The organism is Pantoea sp. NPDC088449 (assembly GCF_044753225.1).
GTDB lineage: Bacteria > Pseudomonadota > Gammaproteobacteria > Enterobacterales > Enterobacteriaceae > Pantoea > Pantoea floridensis.
On the sequence record NZ_JBIVMT010000002.1, the window covers coordinates 448,112 to 466,203 of the forward strand.

18 protein-coding genes are annotated in these 18,092 nt (G+C 54.3%); 9 read left to right on the forward strand and 9 right to left on the reverse strand.

Features of this window, described 5'->3' with window-relative positions; all coding sequences use genetic code 11:
* Positions 1-92: 92 nt before the first annotated feature.
* Entirely contained in the window at positions 93-974 is an 882-nt protein-coding gene (locus ACIP6T_RS13330) for a LysR family transcriptional regulator (protein WP_400457648.1), read from the forward strand.
* 120 nt (positions 975-1,094) lie between these two features.
* On the opposite strand, the gene ACIP6T_RS13335 is transcribed toward ACIP6T_RS13330, so the two are convergent.
* Positions 1,095-1,865, reverse strand: coding sequence for a helix-turn-helix transcriptional regulator (locus ACIP6T_RS13335; RefSeq protein ID WP_345830644.1), 771 nt, complete (start codon positions 1,863-1,865; stop codon positions 1,095-1,097).
* A gap of 116 nt (positions 1,866-1,981) precedes the next feature.
* On the opposite strand from ACIP6T_RS13335, the gene ACIP6T_RS13340 reads away from it, so the two are divergent.
* Positions 1,982-2,770 carry a sulfite exporter TauE/SafE family protein gene (locus ACIP6T_RS13340; protein WP_345830646.1) on the forward strand — a complete coding sequence of 263 codons (789 nt, stop codon included), beginning with the start codon at positions 1,982-1,984 and terminating at the stop codon, positions 2,768-2,770.
* A 199-nt stretch (positions 2,771-2,969) separates the two neighbouring features.
* Positions 2,970-4,310: an HdeD family acid-resistance protein gene (locus tag ACIP6T_RS13345; RefSeq protein WP_097097954.1), complete on the forward strand. Its 1,341-nt coding sequence runs from the start codon at positions 2,970-2,972 to the stop codon at positions 4,308-4,310.
* Here the strand turns inward: ACIP6T_RS13345 and ACIP6T_RS13350 are convergent.
* The 3 genes from ACIP6T_RS13350 to ACIP6T_RS13360 form a co-directional block, all read right to left on the reverse strand.
* Positions 4,307-5,029, reverse strand: coding sequence for a molybdate ABC transporter substrate-binding protein (locus ACIP6T_RS13350; RefSeq protein ID WP_400457652.1), 723 nt, complete (start codon positions 5,027-5,029; stop codon positions 4,307-4,309). The two genes, ACIP6T_RS13345 and ACIP6T_RS13350, sit on opposite strands and share 4 nt — an antisense overlap.
* Positions 4,998-6,068: an ABC transporter substrate-binding protein gene (locus ACIP6T_RS13355; RefSeq protein ID WP_400457654.1), complete on the reverse strand. Its 1,071-nt coding sequence runs from the start codon at positions 6,066-6,068 to the stop codon at positions 4,998-5,000. Before ACIP6T_RS13355 ends, ACIP6T_RS13350 begins: the two co-directional genes overlap by 32 nt.
* A 64-nt stretch (positions 6,069-6,132) precedes the next feature.
* Entirely contained in the window at positions 6,133-7,191 is a 1,059-nt protein-coding gene (locus ACIP6T_RS13360) for an SDR family oxidoreductase (protein ID WP_400457657.1), read from the reverse strand.
* A gap of 97 nt (positions 7,192-7,288) precedes the next feature.
* On the opposite strand from ACIP6T_RS13360, the gene ACIP6T_RS13365 reads away from it, so the two are divergent.
* The 4 genes from ACIP6T_RS13365 (at position 7,289) to ACIP6T_RS13380 (ending at position 11,845) form a co-directional block, all read left to right on the forward strand.
* Positions 7,289-8,194: a LysR family transcriptional regulator gene (locus tag ACIP6T_RS13365; RefSeq protein ID WP_400457660.1), complete on the forward strand. Its 906-nt coding sequence runs from the start codon at positions 7,289-7,291 to the stop codon at positions 8,192-8,194.
* A gap of 202 nt (positions 8,195-8,396) precedes the next feature.
* Positions 8,397-9,842 carry an amidase gene (locus tag ACIP6T_RS13370; RefSeq protein WP_400457663.1) on the forward strand — a complete coding sequence of 482 codons (1,446 nt, stop codon included), beginning with the start codon at positions 8,397-8,399 and terminating at the stop codon, positions 9,840-9,842.
* Positions 9,835-11,145, forward strand: a complete 1,311-nt coding sequence (locus ACIP6T_RS13375; RefSeq protein ID WP_400457665.1) for a purine-cytosine permease family protein — start codon at positions 9,835-9,837, stop codon at positions 11,143-11,145. The genes ACIP6T_RS13370 and ACIP6T_RS13375 overlap by 8 nt, the downstream gene beginning before the upstream one ends.
* Positions 11,138-11,845, forward strand: a complete 708-nt coding sequence (locus ACIP6T_RS13380) for a cysteine hydrolase family protein (protein WP_097097947.1) — start codon at positions 11,138-11,140, stop codon at positions 11,843-11,845. Before ACIP6T_RS13375 ends, ACIP6T_RS13380 begins: the two co-directional genes overlap by 8 nt.
* On the opposite strand, the gene ACIP6T_RS13385 is transcribed toward ACIP6T_RS13380, so the two are convergent.
* Entirely contained in the window at positions 11,842-12,744 is a 903-nt protein-coding gene (locus ACIP6T_RS13385) for an alpha/beta hydrolase (RefSeq protein WP_400457667.1), read from the reverse strand. The two genes, ACIP6T_RS13380 and ACIP6T_RS13385, sit on opposite strands and share 4 nt — an antisense overlap.
* Positions 12,745-13,013: 269 nt before the next feature.
* On the opposite strand from ACIP6T_RS13385, the gene vapB reads away from it, so the two are divergent.
* Together vapB and ACIP6T_RS13395 are read left to right on the forward strand one after the other, a co-directional pair.
* Complete coding sequence (vapB, locus tag ACIP6T_RS13390; RefSeq protein ID WP_345830660.1) at positions 13,014-13,241, forward strand: type II toxin-antitoxin system VapB family antitoxin; 228 nt, start codon at positions 13,014-13,016, stop codon at positions 13,239-13,241.
* On the forward strand, positions 13,238-13,654 hold the full coding sequence (locus tag ACIP6T_RS13395; RefSeq protein ID WP_400457670.1) for a type II toxin-antitoxin system VapC family toxin: 417 nt from the start codon (positions 13,238-13,240) through the stop codon (positions 13,652-13,654). The genes vapB and ACIP6T_RS13395 overlap by 4 nt, the downstream gene beginning before the upstream one ends.
* Before the next feature lie 102 nt (positions 13,655-13,756).
* Here the strand turns inward: ACIP6T_RS13395 and ACIP6T_RS13400 are convergent, their stop codons facing one another.
* From ACIP6T_RS13400 to betI, 4 genes are all read right to left on the reverse strand, one after another.
* Positions 13,757-13,921 carry a hypothetical protein gene (locus ACIP6T_RS13400; RefSeq protein WP_400457672.1) on the reverse strand — a complete coding sequence of 55 codons (165 nt, stop codon included), beginning with the start codon at positions 13,919-13,921 and terminating at the stop codon, positions 13,757-13,759.
* Between the two features lie 323 nt (positions 13,922-14,244).
* On the reverse strand, positions 14,245-15,924 hold the full coding sequence (gene betA, locus ACIP6T_RS13405) for a choline dehydrogenase (RefSeq protein ID WP_097097942.1): 1,680 nt from the start codon (positions 15,922-15,924) through the stop codon (positions 14,245-14,247).
* 28 nt (positions 15,925-15,952) lie between these two features.
* Positions 15,953-17,425, reverse strand: coding sequence for a betaine-aldehyde dehydrogenase (gene betB / locus ACIP6T_RS13410; protein ID WP_400457676.1), 1,473 nt, complete (start codon positions 17,423-17,425; stop codon positions 15,953-15,955).
* Between the two features lie 13 nt (positions 17,426-17,438).
* Positions 17,439-18,032: a transcriptional regulator BetI gene (gene betI / locus ACIP6T_RS13415; protein ID WP_097097940.1), complete on the reverse strand. Its 594-nt coding sequence runs from the start codon at positions 18,030-18,032 to the stop codon at positions 17,439-17,441.
* Between the last annotated feature and the right edge of the window lie 60 nt (positions 18,033-18,092).

Here is an 18,092-nt window from a genome sequence, read left to right on the forward strand (position 1 = left end):
TATTCAGGACGCTATTGTAGAGAAATCAGCGGCTGCCAGAATTCCCGAAAATGGATATGATCAGTTTCGTAAAACGATCAAATGGAGCCAATATGGATAGAGTGACGGCAGCTACGGTATTTAACCGAATTTGCGAACTGGGCAGCCTAAGCGCAGCTGCACGCGCGCTGGATATCTCGCGGCCGATGGTGAGTCGCTATCTTGAGGAGATGGAGAAATGGGCTGGTGCACGCTTGCTGCACCGTTCATCGCGTAAGCTGAGTATTACGCCCAGCGGTGAAAAGATCCTCGAAAAAACCCGGGCGCTGGCCAGGTTAGCTGAAGATATCACTGGCCAGGAGGCAGATGGCCAGCCGCAAGGCACGCTGCGAGTCGCCTGTGCGCACTCTACCGCCACGCATATTCTGGGTCCGATGATTCCAGGATTTCTGGCGCGTTATCCGGCGGTGCGCATTGAGCTGGAAATTAACAACCAGCCGGTGAGCCTGATTGGCGAACGCATTGATGTTGCGGTGCGTATTACTGACGATCCCGAACCGGGCGCGATTGCCCGGCGCTTAGGCGAATGTATTTCGGTGGTGTGTGCAGCTCCGGATTATCTGCAAGCCCGCGGTACACCGCAAACGCCGGATGATTTGGCCCAGCATAATTGCCTGCATTACAGCCGTTTTGCCGGACAGCGTTGGCAGTTCTACGATACACAGGGCGAAATCATTTCTACAGAGGTAAACGGTAATTTCAGCGCTGGGATCTCTTCGGTACTGTGTGACGCAGCAATCGCTGGCTGCGGTTTGGCGATGGTGCCGGAAATGGAAGCGCGGCAGGGGATCGACAGCGGACAACTTCAAACCGTGATGCCCCATTATCAGCCAAAGACGTTGGCGATCTACGGACTGTATATGTCGCGCGATAGGCAACCCGCAGCGCTGCGTGCCTTTCTTGATGCGGTGAAATTGGCGATAAATGTTGGATAAGCATTCGACACACTATGAAACGACGGTAAATAGTCTACCAATCATTAACTTATAAATTATTGGTCGCTATTTAAAGTGGCATTTTCAGCCTGAAATCGCCAGGGTGTGATGGAATTTTGCTCAGCGTCGGCCGCAATAAAATGATGGCACCTGGCCCGTTACGCGGCGAAACATGGTGGAAAATGATGAGCTGCTGTCATAGCCGAGGGACAGCGCAACCTCGTTAACTGATTTCCCCGCCACCAGCAACGCAAGTGCCGTGACCACACAGGCGCGCTGTCGCCAGGCGGAAAATGACAATCCGGTTTGCTGCAGAAATTGGCGGCGAAAGGTACTCGAACTCATAAACAGCGCTTTGGCCCAGCGATCGGCTGCATCATGAATGGTCGGCGCCTGCAGGAAAATCTGACACTGTGCCAGCAATGCCGGATGCTGGGGCAAAGGGATATCAAATTCGCGTGCCGGCATCGACGCCAGCTCCAGTAGCAGTAACTTTATTAAGGCTCGATCGCGTTCGCTTGCATATAACGCTGGTAAATCAACGGCTTCAATCAACAGCTGGCGCAGCAAGGGTGACACGCTGATCACGCTGCAGCGATCGATATGACGTAGCGATGCTGCACAGTGCGGTTCAATGTAAATGCTACGCGTTGCAACTCCCTCAAACCTTACGCTGTGCGCGGTATGAGGGGGAATCCACACGGCATGCTGAGGCGGCACCACCCATTCTCCTGATTGGGTGGTAACGTGCATCAATCCCGTCGCGCCATATAACAGCTGTGCACGACGATGGCGATGTTCTGGCAGCACAAATCCTTGCGCATAGTGGTTACCGAGCGCAACCACCTCGCGATCCAAATGATCGTATTGATCGATATGACTGTTGCGCATTTCACACACCCGCCCAGGATTGACCGGTTTGCAAGAGTAATTGAGCGCTGCACAAATGGGAAGCGGGCAGTTTACTGCGTAAGCTGCGAAGCTCTTTTGCGATGCAGGGAAACAAGATGAGCGATTTGTTGATTATTGCGCTGGCGGGATTTACCACCGGCATCACCACGGTGTTGTTTGGTTTCGGCGGTGGTTTTGTGGTGGTGCCTTTTGTCTATCAGCTGTTGATGCAGCAGCCCCCGCTGGCTGCCAATGCGATGCACATCGCGGTGGCGACCTCCACGGCAGTAATGATTTTTAATGCCGGCTGGGCCAGCTACCAAAACTGGCAGGCAGGCAAACTGAATAAAACCACGCTATTACCGCTGTTATGGTTTATTGCTTTGGGGGCGGTAATCGGTTCATGGCTAGCCGGGCAGATAAGCGATAGCGGAATACGTCGACTCTTTATGGTTTACATGGTGGTGACCATCGGCGACTGCCTGCTGCGTAAAGGTTTTTTTCGACGTACGGAACCGCGCGCGTTATCACATCTCACCACCATTGCGGGAGGGAGCATCATTGGCATTATAGCGGCAATGTTGGGCGTCGGTGGCAGCGTAATGACCGTGCCGCTATTGCGCCGACACGGCAACGCGATGCGCGACTGCGTTAACGCAGCCAATCCGCTCTCATTACCGGTCGCCATTTGTGGCACCCTCACTTACGCCATCAGCGGCTGGCAGCATATTCCCGCCAGCGGCTATCTGGGTTTTATCAATCTGAAAATTTTGCTGCTACTGGTGATCGCTGGTTTCATGGGGATTCTGTTTGCACGGCGATGCATCCCGGCGGTGGCGGATATATGGCATGCGCGCGTTTATGTACTGCTTTTGTGCGCGGTGCTGGTAGCCATTGCCATTTAAACGCTTTAGATAGGACAGCGATGATAGTCCGCAACTTTCACGATCGTTAAGCCAATTTTAAGCTTCACCGCGTACAGTGCCTTCACAGTTACAACCATCAGTAAACGAAGTCAGGATAGAAGGGTGGCAACAGAACTCCTGTTAAACACCCGCGTCTACAGAGCGTACTGAGCTATGAATTAAGCGCTGGAGTGTTTCTTTGTTGCGATTACTGTTTCTTCTGATGGGTGGATCAGCATTGCGGTCCGGCTGGGCTTATCTCGCTGGCCTGGGCGTGCTCTGTATTGTCGCGAGTGGTGGCATCGTCATTGATTTAATGCAGCATGGACGCGTCTCTTTTCCGCTGCACGCATTAGGTCTGTTCCTGACCGTGGAAGGCATAGCCGAAGCGTTACGCGCTATTTATGCGCCCGCTGGCATTGCCTGGCCGTCACTGGTGAAATCCGCAGTGCTGATGCTGCTCGGCGTAGCGGTGTTCTTGGTGCCGCAAGAGAGCGGTGTCTGTATTTCGCTAGCCTTTGCCGCCGCCTTTTTACTGGATGGTGGTTTTCGCATCATCTCGTGTTGCCTGATGCGCTGTCGTCGCTGGACGCGCAAGTTGACGCTGGGCTGTGCCGAGATGCTGTTTAGCGTATTGATTGCTATGGATTGGCCGCTCTCGCCACACGTTATTGTGCCCGTGTGTTTTGCGCTTTTGCTGACGGGATGGGGAATCAATTTGCTGTTTATGGCGACGCAAATTCATGCCTTACCCGCCAACACCAGCGTGACCGCATTGCCGATCTTCACGCGTAAAGGGTTGCGTGCGCCTCACGGCTTGGGATACGTGCATCCCCCTTTGAACCACCAACCGGTGAGTGTTCCGTTGAACATCTATATCTGGACGCCAATGGGGTCGGGTGAAGTAGCAGGACGTCGACCCTGGTTTGACCGATGGGTTGCTGCAATTGACCATCGTGGTGAGGTCTCCACCGGGCATACCTCGCTGGAAATGGGCGATGAGATATATATTAGCCTCTATCCTGCTGATGATGTTTCACGTACTTTTACTGGATTTATCAAAACGTTGCGTGCGAAGGAGGAGTTTGATGTGGAAGGTTTTCTGCTGCCGTCGCTGGAGAAAGAGATCAAAGCATGGTGCCGCCCTGACAAACGTTTAACGCTCGCGCACTACAATCAGGCAGCGCTGCGCAATTTCTGGCTCAGCAACGCGGCTGACACACGTTATAACCTCACTTCACGCAACTGCTCAACCAGTGTAATCCAGGCGCTGGATGTGGCTACCGAAGGTTTGCTCGGGGAACGAGGATTGAAAGGCCTTTGGGTACTATTTAATCCCGATTTTTGGCTATTAAGCCTGGTACGCAGCCGTGCCGAAGGTATGACCTGGACGCCAGGCTTAGTGATGGATTACAGCATCCTGCTGCGCCGCGTGTTGCAGCCGGGAAATCGTTATAGCGCCTGCAGAAGGGCAGCAAACGGGTTGCGCAACGAATTACACAGCGTGCTGAGCAATAAAAACTCGGCCACCGATCCTTAACGCGCTAGTTGAAAGCCGTGCTGCTGCAAGATGCGTTGCGCCATCCCGGACATAATAAACTGAGCAAAAGGCTGCGCTGCGGGTGAGCAACATGCCCAGCCATATTCAGCTTGTACGTTATAAGGCTCAGGAATATCAAACACCTGTAGCCCTGTGCAGCGGCGCAGGCGTGGTGCATAACTGACGTAGCCAATAAAAGTGTCAGCATAATGATGTTCAATCAGCCATTGGGCGGCCAGTTCACCGGCTGGCAAGGCTAAACTCTCCGCTCCACCAACCAGAGGGCGCGCTTTCCGCCTTATTCTTTCACCTAATCCATGATGAAGCCGTTCGATATTATCAAAAAGCTGCCAGGTGTAATCGCCAGACGGATCGCAATGCGGCGTTGAGGTCGCCAATCGTAAATCATTCCGACGCAGCAGTGCTAACCAGTCATCACCCTGCGTGACAACGTCACGATTGACCGTCAGGCAAAGCGCATTCGCTGCAAATATGCCCACGGCGCAAGCCCGTCCCTGAGCCAATAACCGTTGTGGGTGCAACATATTGGCGGAGGCAAAAAAGTCACAGTGTTCACCCGCTTCAATGCGCTGACGCAGCAGTCCCGCCGGGGCAAAATCAGTGGTCACCGTGAGGCCGGTAAGGGAGGTGAAATGTTTCTCTAGATCCGGCCAAACCGCACGCAGGCTACCGGCTGCCAGAATTTGCAGCGTTGTCATGATAATGTGTCCGGTAGAAGCGCTGATACCAGCGGTCAGCCTGCTGCTGCATGTCGATATCGTGGAATTTTTGCGGATAGAGTTTTTTCGCCATCCACAACTCGCCTAAACCCATCGCTTCTGGCATCGGATAGCCCCATGCCTTGGCGTATTCCGGCATAAGCCACACTTGATGATTTTTCACTGCGTCAATGGTTTGCCAGCGTGGGTCATGCTCGATCGCCTGCACCACCTGTGGATAGCGGTCCTGCACGAAAATTACCTGCGGATCCCACGCCACAACCTGCTCCATGCTGACCTGTTTGAAACCTTGCACAGTGGCAGCAGCGACATTGAATGCCCCCGCATGCGCCATCATCAGGCCGGTATATTTACCCGAGCCGTAAGTGGTGAGGTCAGGGTTCGCCATATAGGCACGTACGCGCTGCTGTTCAGGAATATTTTTTAGACGATCGCTCACCATCTTACGCCCGGCGAAAGCGGCATCAATCAACGCCTGCGCCTGCTCAGGCCTGTTTACCACATCGCCAATCAGCGTAATACCTTCTTTAATGCCGCGCTCGTAAGCCTGATCTTCATTTTGCATAGTGGGATTGATTTTGCCTTGCTGGCCCGCGTCGTCGTGGCGAAGCGAAATCGCCAACACTGGAATCCCGAGGGCGGAGATCTGGTCGATCATCTCCTTCGGCGCATAGTTAGTGACAAACACCACCTGCGGATGCAGCGCCACCAGCTGTTCGAGATCAACGTGAGTCAAGTCACCCAACATCGCTTTATGGGTTAACTCCGGTACCAGTTGGGCATAGCTATCGCCTAACTGCTGTTTCCAGTTCGCCAGAATACCAACAATTTTATCCGTCGCATTCAGCTGCACGAGTAGATTTAAGGTTTGATGTTGCAATACCACAACGCGATCGACCTCATCCGGGATAGTCACCTGGCGACCTATCTGATCGGTTACCACGCGGCTGGCATAGCTGTGAAGAGAGGTAAAAGTAAGTAAGCCGGCGAGAATCAGCCGGCCGTAGATCATCTTCATAAAAGCTCCTTGCTTCGTTATGCAAGGAATTATATAGCGATTGGCGGGGCCGGGATATGAAAGTTTACGGAATGATGCGTGCCGTACGTAGCTGAGCAAATAGGCTAAAGAACATCTCATCTGTCGCCTGAAAAGCAGTGAAGCCCGCGCGGCGCAGCTTACTGCCATCGCCAAACATGTCGTAATCCCAGCTAAAGACAAAATCGGCAAAGTGGCCATCATTTAATCGTAAGATATCTGGTTCGCTGAGCTGATGTTGTTCAGCGATGCCGCGCCAGAGATCGCGGTAATCATGAAACAGTTGATGAAACGATAACTTCACTGCGGGCGCGGTTTCCAGTTCAAACCAGCGAGCAATAGCAGGCCAGAGTTCGCTCCAGCGCCATAAATCACCGTTATTCACATTGAAGGCCTGATTATGTGCAGCGGGCGCGTCGGCAGCCCACAGCGTGGCCTGAGCGAGCAGTTCGGCATCAGTATGATCCACCATGCTATGCCAGGTTTGTAACGATCCGGGAAAGCGCAACGGCAAACGTTGAGATTTACACAGCGAAGCGTAGATCGCGATGCTCAATGCCAGATTCATGGCATTACCCGGTACCGGGCTGCCTACCACGCCCGGGCGCAGAGCATGCCAGTGCCAGGATTTGCCACGTTGAAAATCGCTCAGCCAGCGAAGCTGTTCCGCATTAAATTCTGCGCCCGCCACGCCAGCATCGCTTTCACGCGCGGGGGTTTTGAAGGGGCCCAAATGTGCACCGTAAACTTTATAACCCTGCATCAAACTGACGCTGCGTAGCGGCGCGATGTTCTCCATATTACTGACCAGATTACGCAGCATAGTGACATTAGGCTCAACCATTTCCCGCCAGCTTGCTGCATTCAGCCAGGCGCTATAGAAAATATGCGTAACCTGGTTAAGCGGTGCCAATGCGTGTGCGCTCTGTTGCGCATCCAGCAAATTTGCGTTGATCAGCGGAATATCATCACTGTGTGCTGCTGGCTGACGTGTAAGACCAATGACTTGCCACTGCTGTTCGCGTAGCGTTTTTATCAATTGGCTGCCGACAATACCGGTTGCTCCGGCCACCAGCGCGACCTTTTTACCCTGTGTTTGTGCCATTTTGCTTCTCCTGAATACAAGACAACCACAGTGTTATCTATTATTTTAAAAGCTGATATCCCACAAATCCGATGAAACTTATTAAAAAAATCACTAAATGAATAATAAGCTCAATGCTATCAATACTTTTGTGCGGGTTGCTGAGGCGGGTTCCTTTTCTGCCGCGGCGCGACAGACCGGAATGAAACAATCGGCCGTTAGCCAGCAAATCGCCGCGTTAGAAGAAGAACTCGGTGTGGTGTTGCTGCATCGCACTACGCGTGCCATGGCATTAACCGAGCAGGGCGAGTGCTATTTACAGCAGATGCGGCCACTGCTTGCTGCAATGCAGGAGGCGGAAAGCCAGCTGCGTTCGCAGCAGTCGGCACTACAGGGCAACGTGCATATCCAGTTGCCCAGCGGATTAGGCCAGTTGTTTTTGCCGCACTTGCTGGCCTTACAGCAGCGGCATCCACAACTACACCTCACGATTGCGCTAGACGATCGCATTGCAGAACTGGTGAGTGAAGGTGTTGACGTTGCCCTGCGTTTAAGTGAAACACCACCCGACAGGTTTGCCGCGCGAGTGCTAGCACGCATTGAAACGCCGCTTTTCGCTGCGCCAGAGCGGGTGCGGGAAACCCCGATTACTACCCTGGCGCAGCTTGCCTCTCATCCCCACGTTCGCTTTAGCGCAATTCCTAAAGACGCGCCGCTGCGTCTGATTTCCGATTCCAAAGCGGTGACGCTGGCGGTGGATACCGTGTTCCGTGCCAATAGCAGTGAGGGATTATTGCAGGCGCTTCAAGCGAACATTGGTGTTGGTGGCATGCAGTTACCGCTGGTAGCCAAAGCGTTAAAAGCCGGTTCGCTGAGACGAATTGTGCCGGAATATCGGTTACCTGACAGATTTCTGTATGCGGTATTTCCCGACGCGCGCTTTATCCCCCTGAGAGTCCGACACATTGTTGAGCTGATCGAACAGGTGCTATCTGAGTTAATACAGGTAGCAGATCAGTCATAACACGGCGAACGCCATAATGGCGCATCTCTGCGCCATTATCGTGCTTTTATCCTTTCGCTTTGCTGCGTAAAGATGCATAAGTATTCGATCTTGTATCCAAGTCCGTATCCCATCTGGCTTTGCTTCACGCCTCGCGCTTTCTGGAAAGTATTGGCACGTAATCTGCACTATCCCCGATAAGTTCTACATCGGGAGTATTCACATGTTTGATGCACTGTTGGATGAGGATGCCACCACGCTCGCGGCATTAGTTCATCGCGGCGAGCTTTCGGCGCGTGAGCTGACGCAAGCAGCTATTGATCGCATGGAACAGCGCGAGCCACTCATTAAGGCGTTTTGCACCGCAACGCCAGAGTTGGCGCTGCAGCAGGCGACGGCGATTGACGCCAGGCGCAGGCGCGGCGAAACGTTGGGTGCGCTGGCTGGCGTGCCGCTGGCGGTGAAAGATCTGATCTGTACCGCTGGGGTAAAAACCACTTCCGGATCTGCGGCCTATGCCGACTTTGTTCCGCAAGAGGATGACATCACCGTGGAACGCCTGCTGGCCGCTGATGCGGTGCTGCTGGGTAAAACCACGGCGCCAGAATTCGGCTACAGCGGGGTTGGGCACAATCCGCTGTTTCCTTCACCACGCAATCCGTGGGATCTCAGTAAAACGCCGGGCGGTTCAAGTGCCGGTTCCGGAGCGGCACTGGCAGCGCGCTTATGTCCCATGGCGTTAGGCAGCGACGGCGGCGGTTCGGTGCGCATTCCCGCTGCGCACTGTGGCGTGTACGGGCTGAAAGCGTCGATGGGGCGCGTACCGCTGTGGCCAGGCTGTCGTGACGAGCGTTATCCCGGCGTCTCCAGCTGGGAATCGCTGGAGCATATTGGGCCAATGACGCGTACCGTGCGTGACAGCGCGCTCATGATGTCGGTGATGGCGGGACCGGATATGCGCGATCGCCATTCCATTCCCTGTAATGACGTCGACTGGCTAACGGCGCTGAATAAACCGCTTGACGGCCTGCGCATCGCCTTTAGCGCTGATTTTGGCTATATCGCCGTCGATCCCGAAGTGCGTGACGTTGTCACTCAGGCGGCGCGACGTTTTGCCCGTGAACTGGGCGCTGAACTGGAAGAGGTCGATCCGGGTATCGCCGACGAAAGTGCCACCTTTGCTGCGCTGGTGGCATTTGAAAGCGATTTGGCGGGCATGCGTCAGATGCAAACAGCGCTCGGATCGCGGATGTCGCCGCACCTTGCCGCCATGCTTCAGCGCGACTGGCGCGCGGAAAACTTCACCGATGCCAACACCACGCGTAAAAAACTGTGCAATCAGATGTGGCGCTTTATGCAGCGCTACGATCTGCTGCTTTCGCCGACGCTGGCGGTACCACCATTCCCGCTCAACATGCAGGGGCCGGAGGTGATTGATGGCCGCATGGTGCGTAGCGATCACTGGCTGTCGTTCTGTTTCCCCTTCAACTTTACCGGCCAACCGGCGGCGTCTGTGCCGGCGGGCTTCACCGCCAGCGGATTGCCGATTGGCATGCAAATTGTGGGTCGTCATCTGGACGATGGCCTGGTGCTGGCGGCAAGTGCCGCATTCGAGCGCATTCAACCCTGGAATCACATCGCCTGTTCATTCGGAGTTACCCATGACTAACAAAAATTCACCTGCTCTTGAGCAGGAGTTCGAACACGAGCCGGTGCCGCTTAGCCATCGCCATTCAACCGGCTCGGTCTCTGCGGTGTGGTTCGGTTTTCCGATGATCCTCACCAATGCGCTATTCGGCGGCATCATCACCTGGCATCTCGGTTTTTGGCCGGCATTGATAGCGATTTTGCTGGGTAATCTGGTGCTGTTTGCTTACGTCGGCGCGCTAAGCTGGTTTGCGGGTAACACCGGTATGAACTTTGCGCTGCAGGCGAAGCGCACCTTCGGCACCAAAGGCTACATTCTGGTGTCAGGTTTTCTTTCTACCGTGGTTATTGGCTGGTATGCCTTCCAGACCGGCCTAACCGGTACGGTGATCAATCAAACTTTTGGCTGGAACGCGCTGGCAGTAACGGCGTTTGCGATGGTGTTGTACACCGCCATTACTTTCCTGGGCGTGCGGGCGTTGTCGGTGCTGGGTCTGATTGCCGCTCCGCTGTTTGTGATTCTGGGAGTGGTGGCACTATGGCTGATTGGTCAGGATCACGATTTCAGCACCGTTACCCAGTTTAAGGGGAGTGCCAGTGCGGTCGGCGCAATGAGCATGGGTACGGCAGTTACTATGGTGGTGGCCGGTTTTGCCGATTCAGGCACCATGACCGCTGATTTCACTCGCTGGTCGAAAGATGGGAAATCGGCGGTGATTGCTGCGTTCTCTGCTTTTCCGCTAGCGAATGTTATCTCTTATCTGTTTGGTGTGGTGATTGTAGCCGTTGGTGCGGCGGTGGACCCGGCGAGCAACGGCGGTAACTTCCTGCCGATGATGATGGGGCATGGCATGTTGCTCTCGGTCATTGCCTTCCTTTTCGTATTCATCAACCTTGGTTCCGTGTGCACGCATTGCCTTTATAACGGTGCGGTCGGCTTTAGCCACCTTTTCAGCAGCAAAATGCGCTTGTGGACGGTGATCCTTGGCGTCATCGGCGGGGCGCTTGCGCTTGCTGGGGTGTGGTCTTATTTCCTCGAGTGGCTCAGCTTGTTAGGTATTGTGGTGCCGCCATTTGGCGCGGTGATGATTGTCGACCTGATCTTCATGGCAAAAGTCAGCGAGCAGCGTAAATCACGTCGTTTACGAGGCAGCGCCTTCGCGGCCTGGGCAATAGGCAGCTTGTGTGCGGTGATTGCACATGTTGCATTTCCACAATTTGGTGAAGCGGTGATTGGTCTGGTTACTGCCGCCGCTAGCTATACGCTGATTGTTAAATTTAAGCGTGAGAACGCAATCAATGTGATGGAGGAAAAAAATGCCTGATTTCGCTATTGATTCAACCCCTTACTCATGGCCGTATGACGGCCGCTGCAGCCCGCGCGATACCGCGCTGATCGTCATTGATATGCAGACTGATTTCTGCGGCAAGGGCGGTTATGTGGATAGCATGGGTTACGATATCGCCTTAACGCGTGCGCCCATTGCGCCACTGCAACGCGTGCTGGCAACGATGCGTGAATGGGGATTCCCGATCATTCATACCCGCGAAGGTCATCGCCCTGATCTCAGCGATTTGCCCGCGAATAAGCGTTGGCGTTCTAAGCGGATGCAGGCAGAAATTGGCGCGCCTGGTCCGTGCGGCCGCATTCTGGTGCGTGGTGAACCGGGCTGGGAAATCATTCCGGAACTGGCGCCGCTGCCGGGTGAAATCATCATCGATAAACCGGGCAAAGGCTCATTTTACGCCACCGATTTGGAGTTGATCTTACGCAGTCGCGGTATTCGTAATCTGATTATCAGCGGTATCACCACCGATGTTTGCGTGCATACCACACTGCGCGAAGCTAACGATCGCGGTTTTGAGTGCCTGGTGCTGGCCGATTGCTGCGCCGCTACTGAGTTAAAACATCATGAAGCGGCGCTCAGTATGATCCATATGCAGGGCGGGATTTTTGGTGCGGTGGCCACTTCGCAGACTTTGCTGGCGGGATTTGCCAGCGAGCAGCTGGCTACGATGCGTTAACGTTGCAACCAATTTTCATAGTGCTCCGGCCACGCCACGGTGGGTGTGCCGGGCCTGCCCATGCCAAAGCCATGTCCGCCACTGCTGTAACGATGCATCTCAACCGGAACATGCTGCTGCTGACAAGCATCGGCCATGATCAGCGTGTTGTGTGGATCAGAGATCGGATCATCCTTAGCCTGCACCAGAAAGAAGGGCGGCGAGTGCGGATTCACAAATTGCTGCACGGACCAACGTGCATCTTCGCTTGCGGTCGCATTGTTGCCGACCAGAATCTTGTGCGTTGAAGTGTGTGTATAGGGCCGCTCCAGCGTGATGATCGGATAGATGAGCGCCGCGCGGTCGGCGGTCGCGGGCTGATTATCCAGCGCATCCGTGACCTTATAAGAACGGAAGTCCGGTCGTGTCGCTGCCATGCCGAGCAGGTGCCCACCGGCCGAGAATCCCAGCACGCTGACATGCTTTTCACGCTGCCGTACTATGCGCAACGCGCGCTGTGCATCCTGCAATGAAACTGTCGCGCCATCTTTCCAGCCTTCATGAGGCAAACGATAGCTCAGCACATAGGCGGTATAACCGCGCGCGGTCAGCCATCGGGCGGCGGGCCAGGCCTCTTTACCCATTTCTATGCGCGTGTAGCCACCGCCGGCGGCAACTAATACCGCGCTGCCATTGGGCTTAGCAGGGGTTAATACCGTAAGCGTGGGCTGTGCAATATTGCGCTGCGCGCCTTTGTCTGAGATCACCACCTTGCCAGCAGGGCCGCCGCCGCCGGGCGGCAAATCAGGCCAAAGTGGTAAAATTGTCGTTGTGACATGCGTGGCTGCAGCAAACGTCATCCCGCTGCGTATGGCCAGCGCCGAAAGCGAAAGGCAGGATAAAAAATGGCGGCGATTCATGGTAGATCCTCATGAAATGGGTGATTTATTGAAGCAGAAAAATCAGCAGGAGGGCGCGGCTTTGTATTACCAAATGCGACGAGGGAATTTAACGTTTATAGTTACAACATACTTTGATGTGGTTTTTTGATCCGGGCTTTAGCGATATTGCTGTGGTCTTTATTCAGGGACTTTATGTTGATGCGGGAGTGTGAAAATCAATCAACAGAATATAGGCATAGGTCAAGCATATGCGTATGCTTCACATATGTGCATTGTGGAGGAAACTCATGCGTACTGTATCTGTATTCAAAAATGGCAACAATCGCGCTATCCGTTTGCCGCGCGACATGGACTTTGAAGGTGTCAACGAACTCGAAATTATTCGTGAAGGGGACATGCTAATCCTGCGTCCGGTCAAACCGAGTTGGGATTCTTACTTGTTGGAAGAAAAGGCAGAGCCTGACTTCTTGAGTGAGAGGGAGGACGTGATTCAGGAAGGGCGGTTTGAACTTTGATGAAAACCTATATGCTAGATACCAATATATGCTCATTTATTATGCGTGAGCAGCCGGAAGCGGTGATTGAGAAGTTAACGCAATGTGTTATGCGACGCGATCGTATTGTGGTATCGGCTATCACTTATGCCGAAATGCGCTTTGGCGCGATTGGCAAAAAAACCTCTTCGAAACACCTCTCGTTAGTTGAAGCGTTTGTGACTCGACTTGATGCTGTTTTGCCATGGGACCGTGCGGCAGTTGATGCCACCACTCAAGTGAAAATGGCGCTTGCTGCTACCGGTACGCCGATAGGACCTAATGATGCGGCAATTGCTGGGCATGCGATTGCGACAAATACTATTTTAGTCACCAATAATACGCGAGAATTCATTCGTGTTGCAGGCCTCGATCTACAAGATTGGTCTCAGTAATAACGAATATTAATGACTGCACTGAAATAAATGCAGCCAGATTAATGTTTGTGTTATGGCGTGTTTAATCTCCACGCAACACCGACAACAATGTTTCGGTATTCATTTTCCCCACACTATCACTGCCTGCCAGTAAGTCCGCTGCCAGCTGACGTTTACGGTTATGGTTGCGGGAATTCGCAGCTTTTCACCGAGTACCGCGGCAATTTTTCTGTGTGCTTCGTTCACCGCATAGGCGACTAATCGGGTCGGCGTTTCATTGACCATGACGACCTGATCGCGGCTATCGAAACTCGGGCTGAGCCTAAGACAAGCTGGTCGTTCTTTTCGGTGATCGAGAGCTGGATTTGTCCTAACTCAATATCGATGCGGACATCCGGCGCATCTTGCCAGAAAACAGCGGGATGTCCGGCCAACAGCGGCAGCGCTGTATTAGCGTCAACTTCATATCTATCCGAACCGTAATAGTGGTATTGCGAAGTGATAGGTTTGGCGACCTGGCGATCCTGCGCCACCAGCCATGGCAGCTTATTATCGATATATGGAGTAAAAGGGCAGGGTAACAGAACGTTACCCTGCGAATGGCGTAGTTATCCGCGCATCGGTTCAGCGCGTACCGGTTTATCGCCGGCGACAAAGTAATCCGCTTCGCTGCGCGGCAGCGGCTGGCGACCACGAATGTTATCCGCGATTTTTTCACCAATCATGATGGTGGTAGCGTTGAGATTGCCGGTGATGATTAACGGCATAATCGAGGCATCGACAACGCGCAGTGCTTCAATGCCGTGCACGCGACCTTCGCCATCAACCACCGACATCTCGTCGTTACCCATCTTACAGGTGCCGCACGGGTGATAAGCGGTTTCGCCGTGGTTACGCACAAACTCATCCAGCTGTTCATCGGTCTGGCAATCCAGCCCTGGGCTGATCTCTTTGCCACGATACTTATCCAGTGCCGGTTGATTAATGATTTGACGTGTGATGCGAATGGCATCGCGGAACTCATGCCAATCCTGCTCATGTGACATGTAGTTGAACAGAATCGCCGGATCGCGACGTGGATCGCGTGATTTCAGGCGTACATGGCCGCGACTTGGTGAGCGCATGGAGCCAACGTGGCACTGGAATCCGTGCGCTTCCACTGCATTCGAGCCGTTGTAGTTAATCGCTACTGGCAGGAAGTGATACTGAATATTCGGCCAGGTAAACTCTTCGCGGCTGCGGATAAAGCCGCCGCCTTCGAAGTGATTACTGGCGCCAACGCCGGTGCCGTTAAACAGCCACTCCGCGCCAATTTTCGGCTGGTTCCACCACTTCAGTGCCGGATAAAGCGAAACCGGCTCTTTGCACTCATATTGCAGGTACATTTCGAGGTGATCCTGCAGGTTCTCGCCCACGCCTGGCAAATCATGCACCAACGGAATATCAAACTGTTTTAGCAACGCTGCCGAACCGACGCCAGAACGCTGCAGAATCTGCGGCGAAGCAATGGCACCGGCGCAAAGTAGCACTTCACGACGCGCCTCGACTTTATGCGAGGTGTTGCTGGAACCCAGCAGATACTGCACGCCAATGGCGCGTTTACCGTCAAACAGAATGCGATCGGTGGTGGCATGCGTGATGATCTTCAGGTTCGGACGCGTTTTCGCGGTATCGAGATAGCCGCGCGCGGTGCTGGAACGGCGGCCTTTCGGCGTGACAAAGCGGTCCATTGGACCAAAGCCTTCCTGCTGATAGCCGTTGAGATCGTCAGTGCGCGGATAACCTGCCTGAACGCCCGCTTCAATCATCGCTGCAAACAGAGGATTGTTACCGGGTTTACAGGTGGTAATGCTCACCGGGCCTTCGCCGCCATGATAATCGTTGGCACCGATATCGCGCGTTTCGGATTTGCGATAGTAGGGCAGACAGTTGAGATAGCTCCAGCTCTCGAGGCCAGGTTCCTTCGCCCAGTTGTCCAGGTCCATGGCGTTACCACGGATGTAACACATGCCGTTGATCAGCGATGAACCGCCTAAACCCTTGCCGCGCCCGCACTCCATTCGGCGGTTGTTCATGTATGGCTCAGGTTCCGTTTCATATGCCCAGTTGTAGCGTTTTCCCTGCAAAGGGAAAGCCAGCGCCGCAGGCATCTGCGTGCGAAAGTCGAAGCGGTAGTCTGGGCCACCCGCCTCTAAAAGCAGCACATTGACGCTGCTATCTTCGGTCAGTCTTGTTGCCAAAACGTTCCCTGCGGATCCGGCTCCGATAATGATGTAATCAAATTCCATTAGTCGTTCCTCAGGTTAAAAGCCAAAATTAAAATACGGACTGAAAACGGGTCATTTCGAGCTGAACAGATTTCACCTGGGTGTAATTCTGCAGCGTCATCAGGCCGTTTTCGCGGCCCACGCCGGAGTGCTTATAGCCACCCACCGGCATTTCAGCGGCGGATTCTCCCCAGGTGTTGATCCAGCAAATGCCCGCTTCAATCTGGTGAATTACGCGGTGCGCGCGGTTAAGATCTTGCGTCACCACACCGGCCGCCAAACCAAAATCGGTCGCGTTGGCGCGACGTACTACTTCGTCTTCGCTTTCGTAAGTCAGAATTGACATCACCGGGCCAAAAATCTCTTCGCGCACGATGGTCATCTCATCGCGGCAATCGGTGAACACGGTCGGTTCCACCCATGCACCATGGTCGAATGCTGCGCCGCTCAGGCGTTTACCGCCGCACAGCAGACGCGCGCCTTCGCTAATACCTGATTCGATATAGCGCATGACGTTGTCGCGATGGGGGAAGCTCACCAGTGGACCAAAATTAGTGTCCGGATCGTTCAGGTCTCCCGCTTTAATGCGCGCCACGCGCTCGGTAATTTTTATTTCAAACGCAGACTGCAATTTGGCAGGGATGAACACGCGCGTGCCGTTGGTGCAAACCTGGCCGGAGCTGTAGAAGTTCGCCATCATGGCGATATCGGCAGCGAGATCGAGATCCGCATCATCGAAGATGATCAGCGGTGATTTACCGCCCAGTTCCATGGTGACGTCTTTTAGCGTCGAACCAGCCGCGTTAGCCATCACTTTCTTACCGCTCGCCACGCCGCCGGTGAAGGAGACTTTATCGATGCCCGGATGATCGGTCAGCAGCTGCCCGGTGACGGAGCCGCGACCGTTCACCACGTTAAACACACCGTCTGGCACGCCGGCTTCGGTGTAGATTTCTGCCAGTTTCAGCGCGGTCAGCGGCGTGACTTCACTTGGTTTGAAGATCATCGCGTTACCGGCAGCCAGCGCTGGCGCCGATTTCCACAAGGCAATCTGAATCGGGTAGTTCCACGCGCCAATACCGGCAACCACGCCCAGCGGTTCACGGCGGGTATAGACGAAAGAAGTATCGCGCAGCGGGATTTGCTGGCCTTCAAGCGCGGGAATCAACCCGGCGTAGTATTCCAGAACGTCGGCGCCGGTGACGATATCAACATACTGGGTTTCGCTGAGCGGCTTGCCGGTGTCGAGGGTTTCCAGTGCGGCCAGTTCATCATTGCGTTCACGCAGAATATCCACCGCACGACGCAAAATGCGCGAGCGTTCCATCGCGGTCATCGCCGCCCAGACTTTTTGGCCTTTTTTTGCCGCGGCGACAGCGCGATCAACATCCGCGCGCTCGGCCTCGTGCACTTCAGCGAGTACTTCGCCGTTGGCCGGGTTGATGGTCTGAAAGGTGTTGCCTGCCGCAGCGGGAACTCGTGCGCCATCAATATAAAGGTGTTGCTCGGTGAATCGGGACATGATTTCTCCTTCCTCAGTGATTCTGGTCAGCCAGCTGCTGACGAATGAATTGGGTGGTGAGCGTTCTGGCGATATCCAAATCGAACGGTTTACCGCTTAGCGCGGCGCGCAGCCATAGGCCATCGATCAACGAGGCGAGACCATGTGCCGCCAGGCGAGCCTTTTCGCGCGGAATCACGCGGCGAAATTCAGCCGCGAGTGTGGAAAACAGTCGACGGCTGCTAACGCGTTCCAGTCGCCCTAGCTGTGGCTGATGCATGCTGCTGGCCCAAAAATCCAGCCAGGCTTTCATCGCGGCGCTGTGCACCTGCGAATCATCAAAATTGCCTTCCACAATCGCCAGCAGGCGCGCTTCGGTACTGGCGTCGGCCAGCGGCTTCAATCGTGCCGCCACGGCATCGCGCAACTGACGGGTAACGTCGCGCATGGTGGCTTCTAACAGACCGTTCTTGTCTTTGAAGTAGTGGCTGATGATGCCTGTCGATACGCCGGCACGTCGTGCTATTTGCACGATGGTGGCGTCGTTGATCCCGACTTCATTAATGGTACTCAGGGTCGCATCAATCAGTTGCCGACGACGTATCGGCTGCATTCCCACCTTTGGCATAACGCTCCAGCTCCACCGCAATGTAAGGACACTATTAAAACTTTTTTTGATTGCACGTTC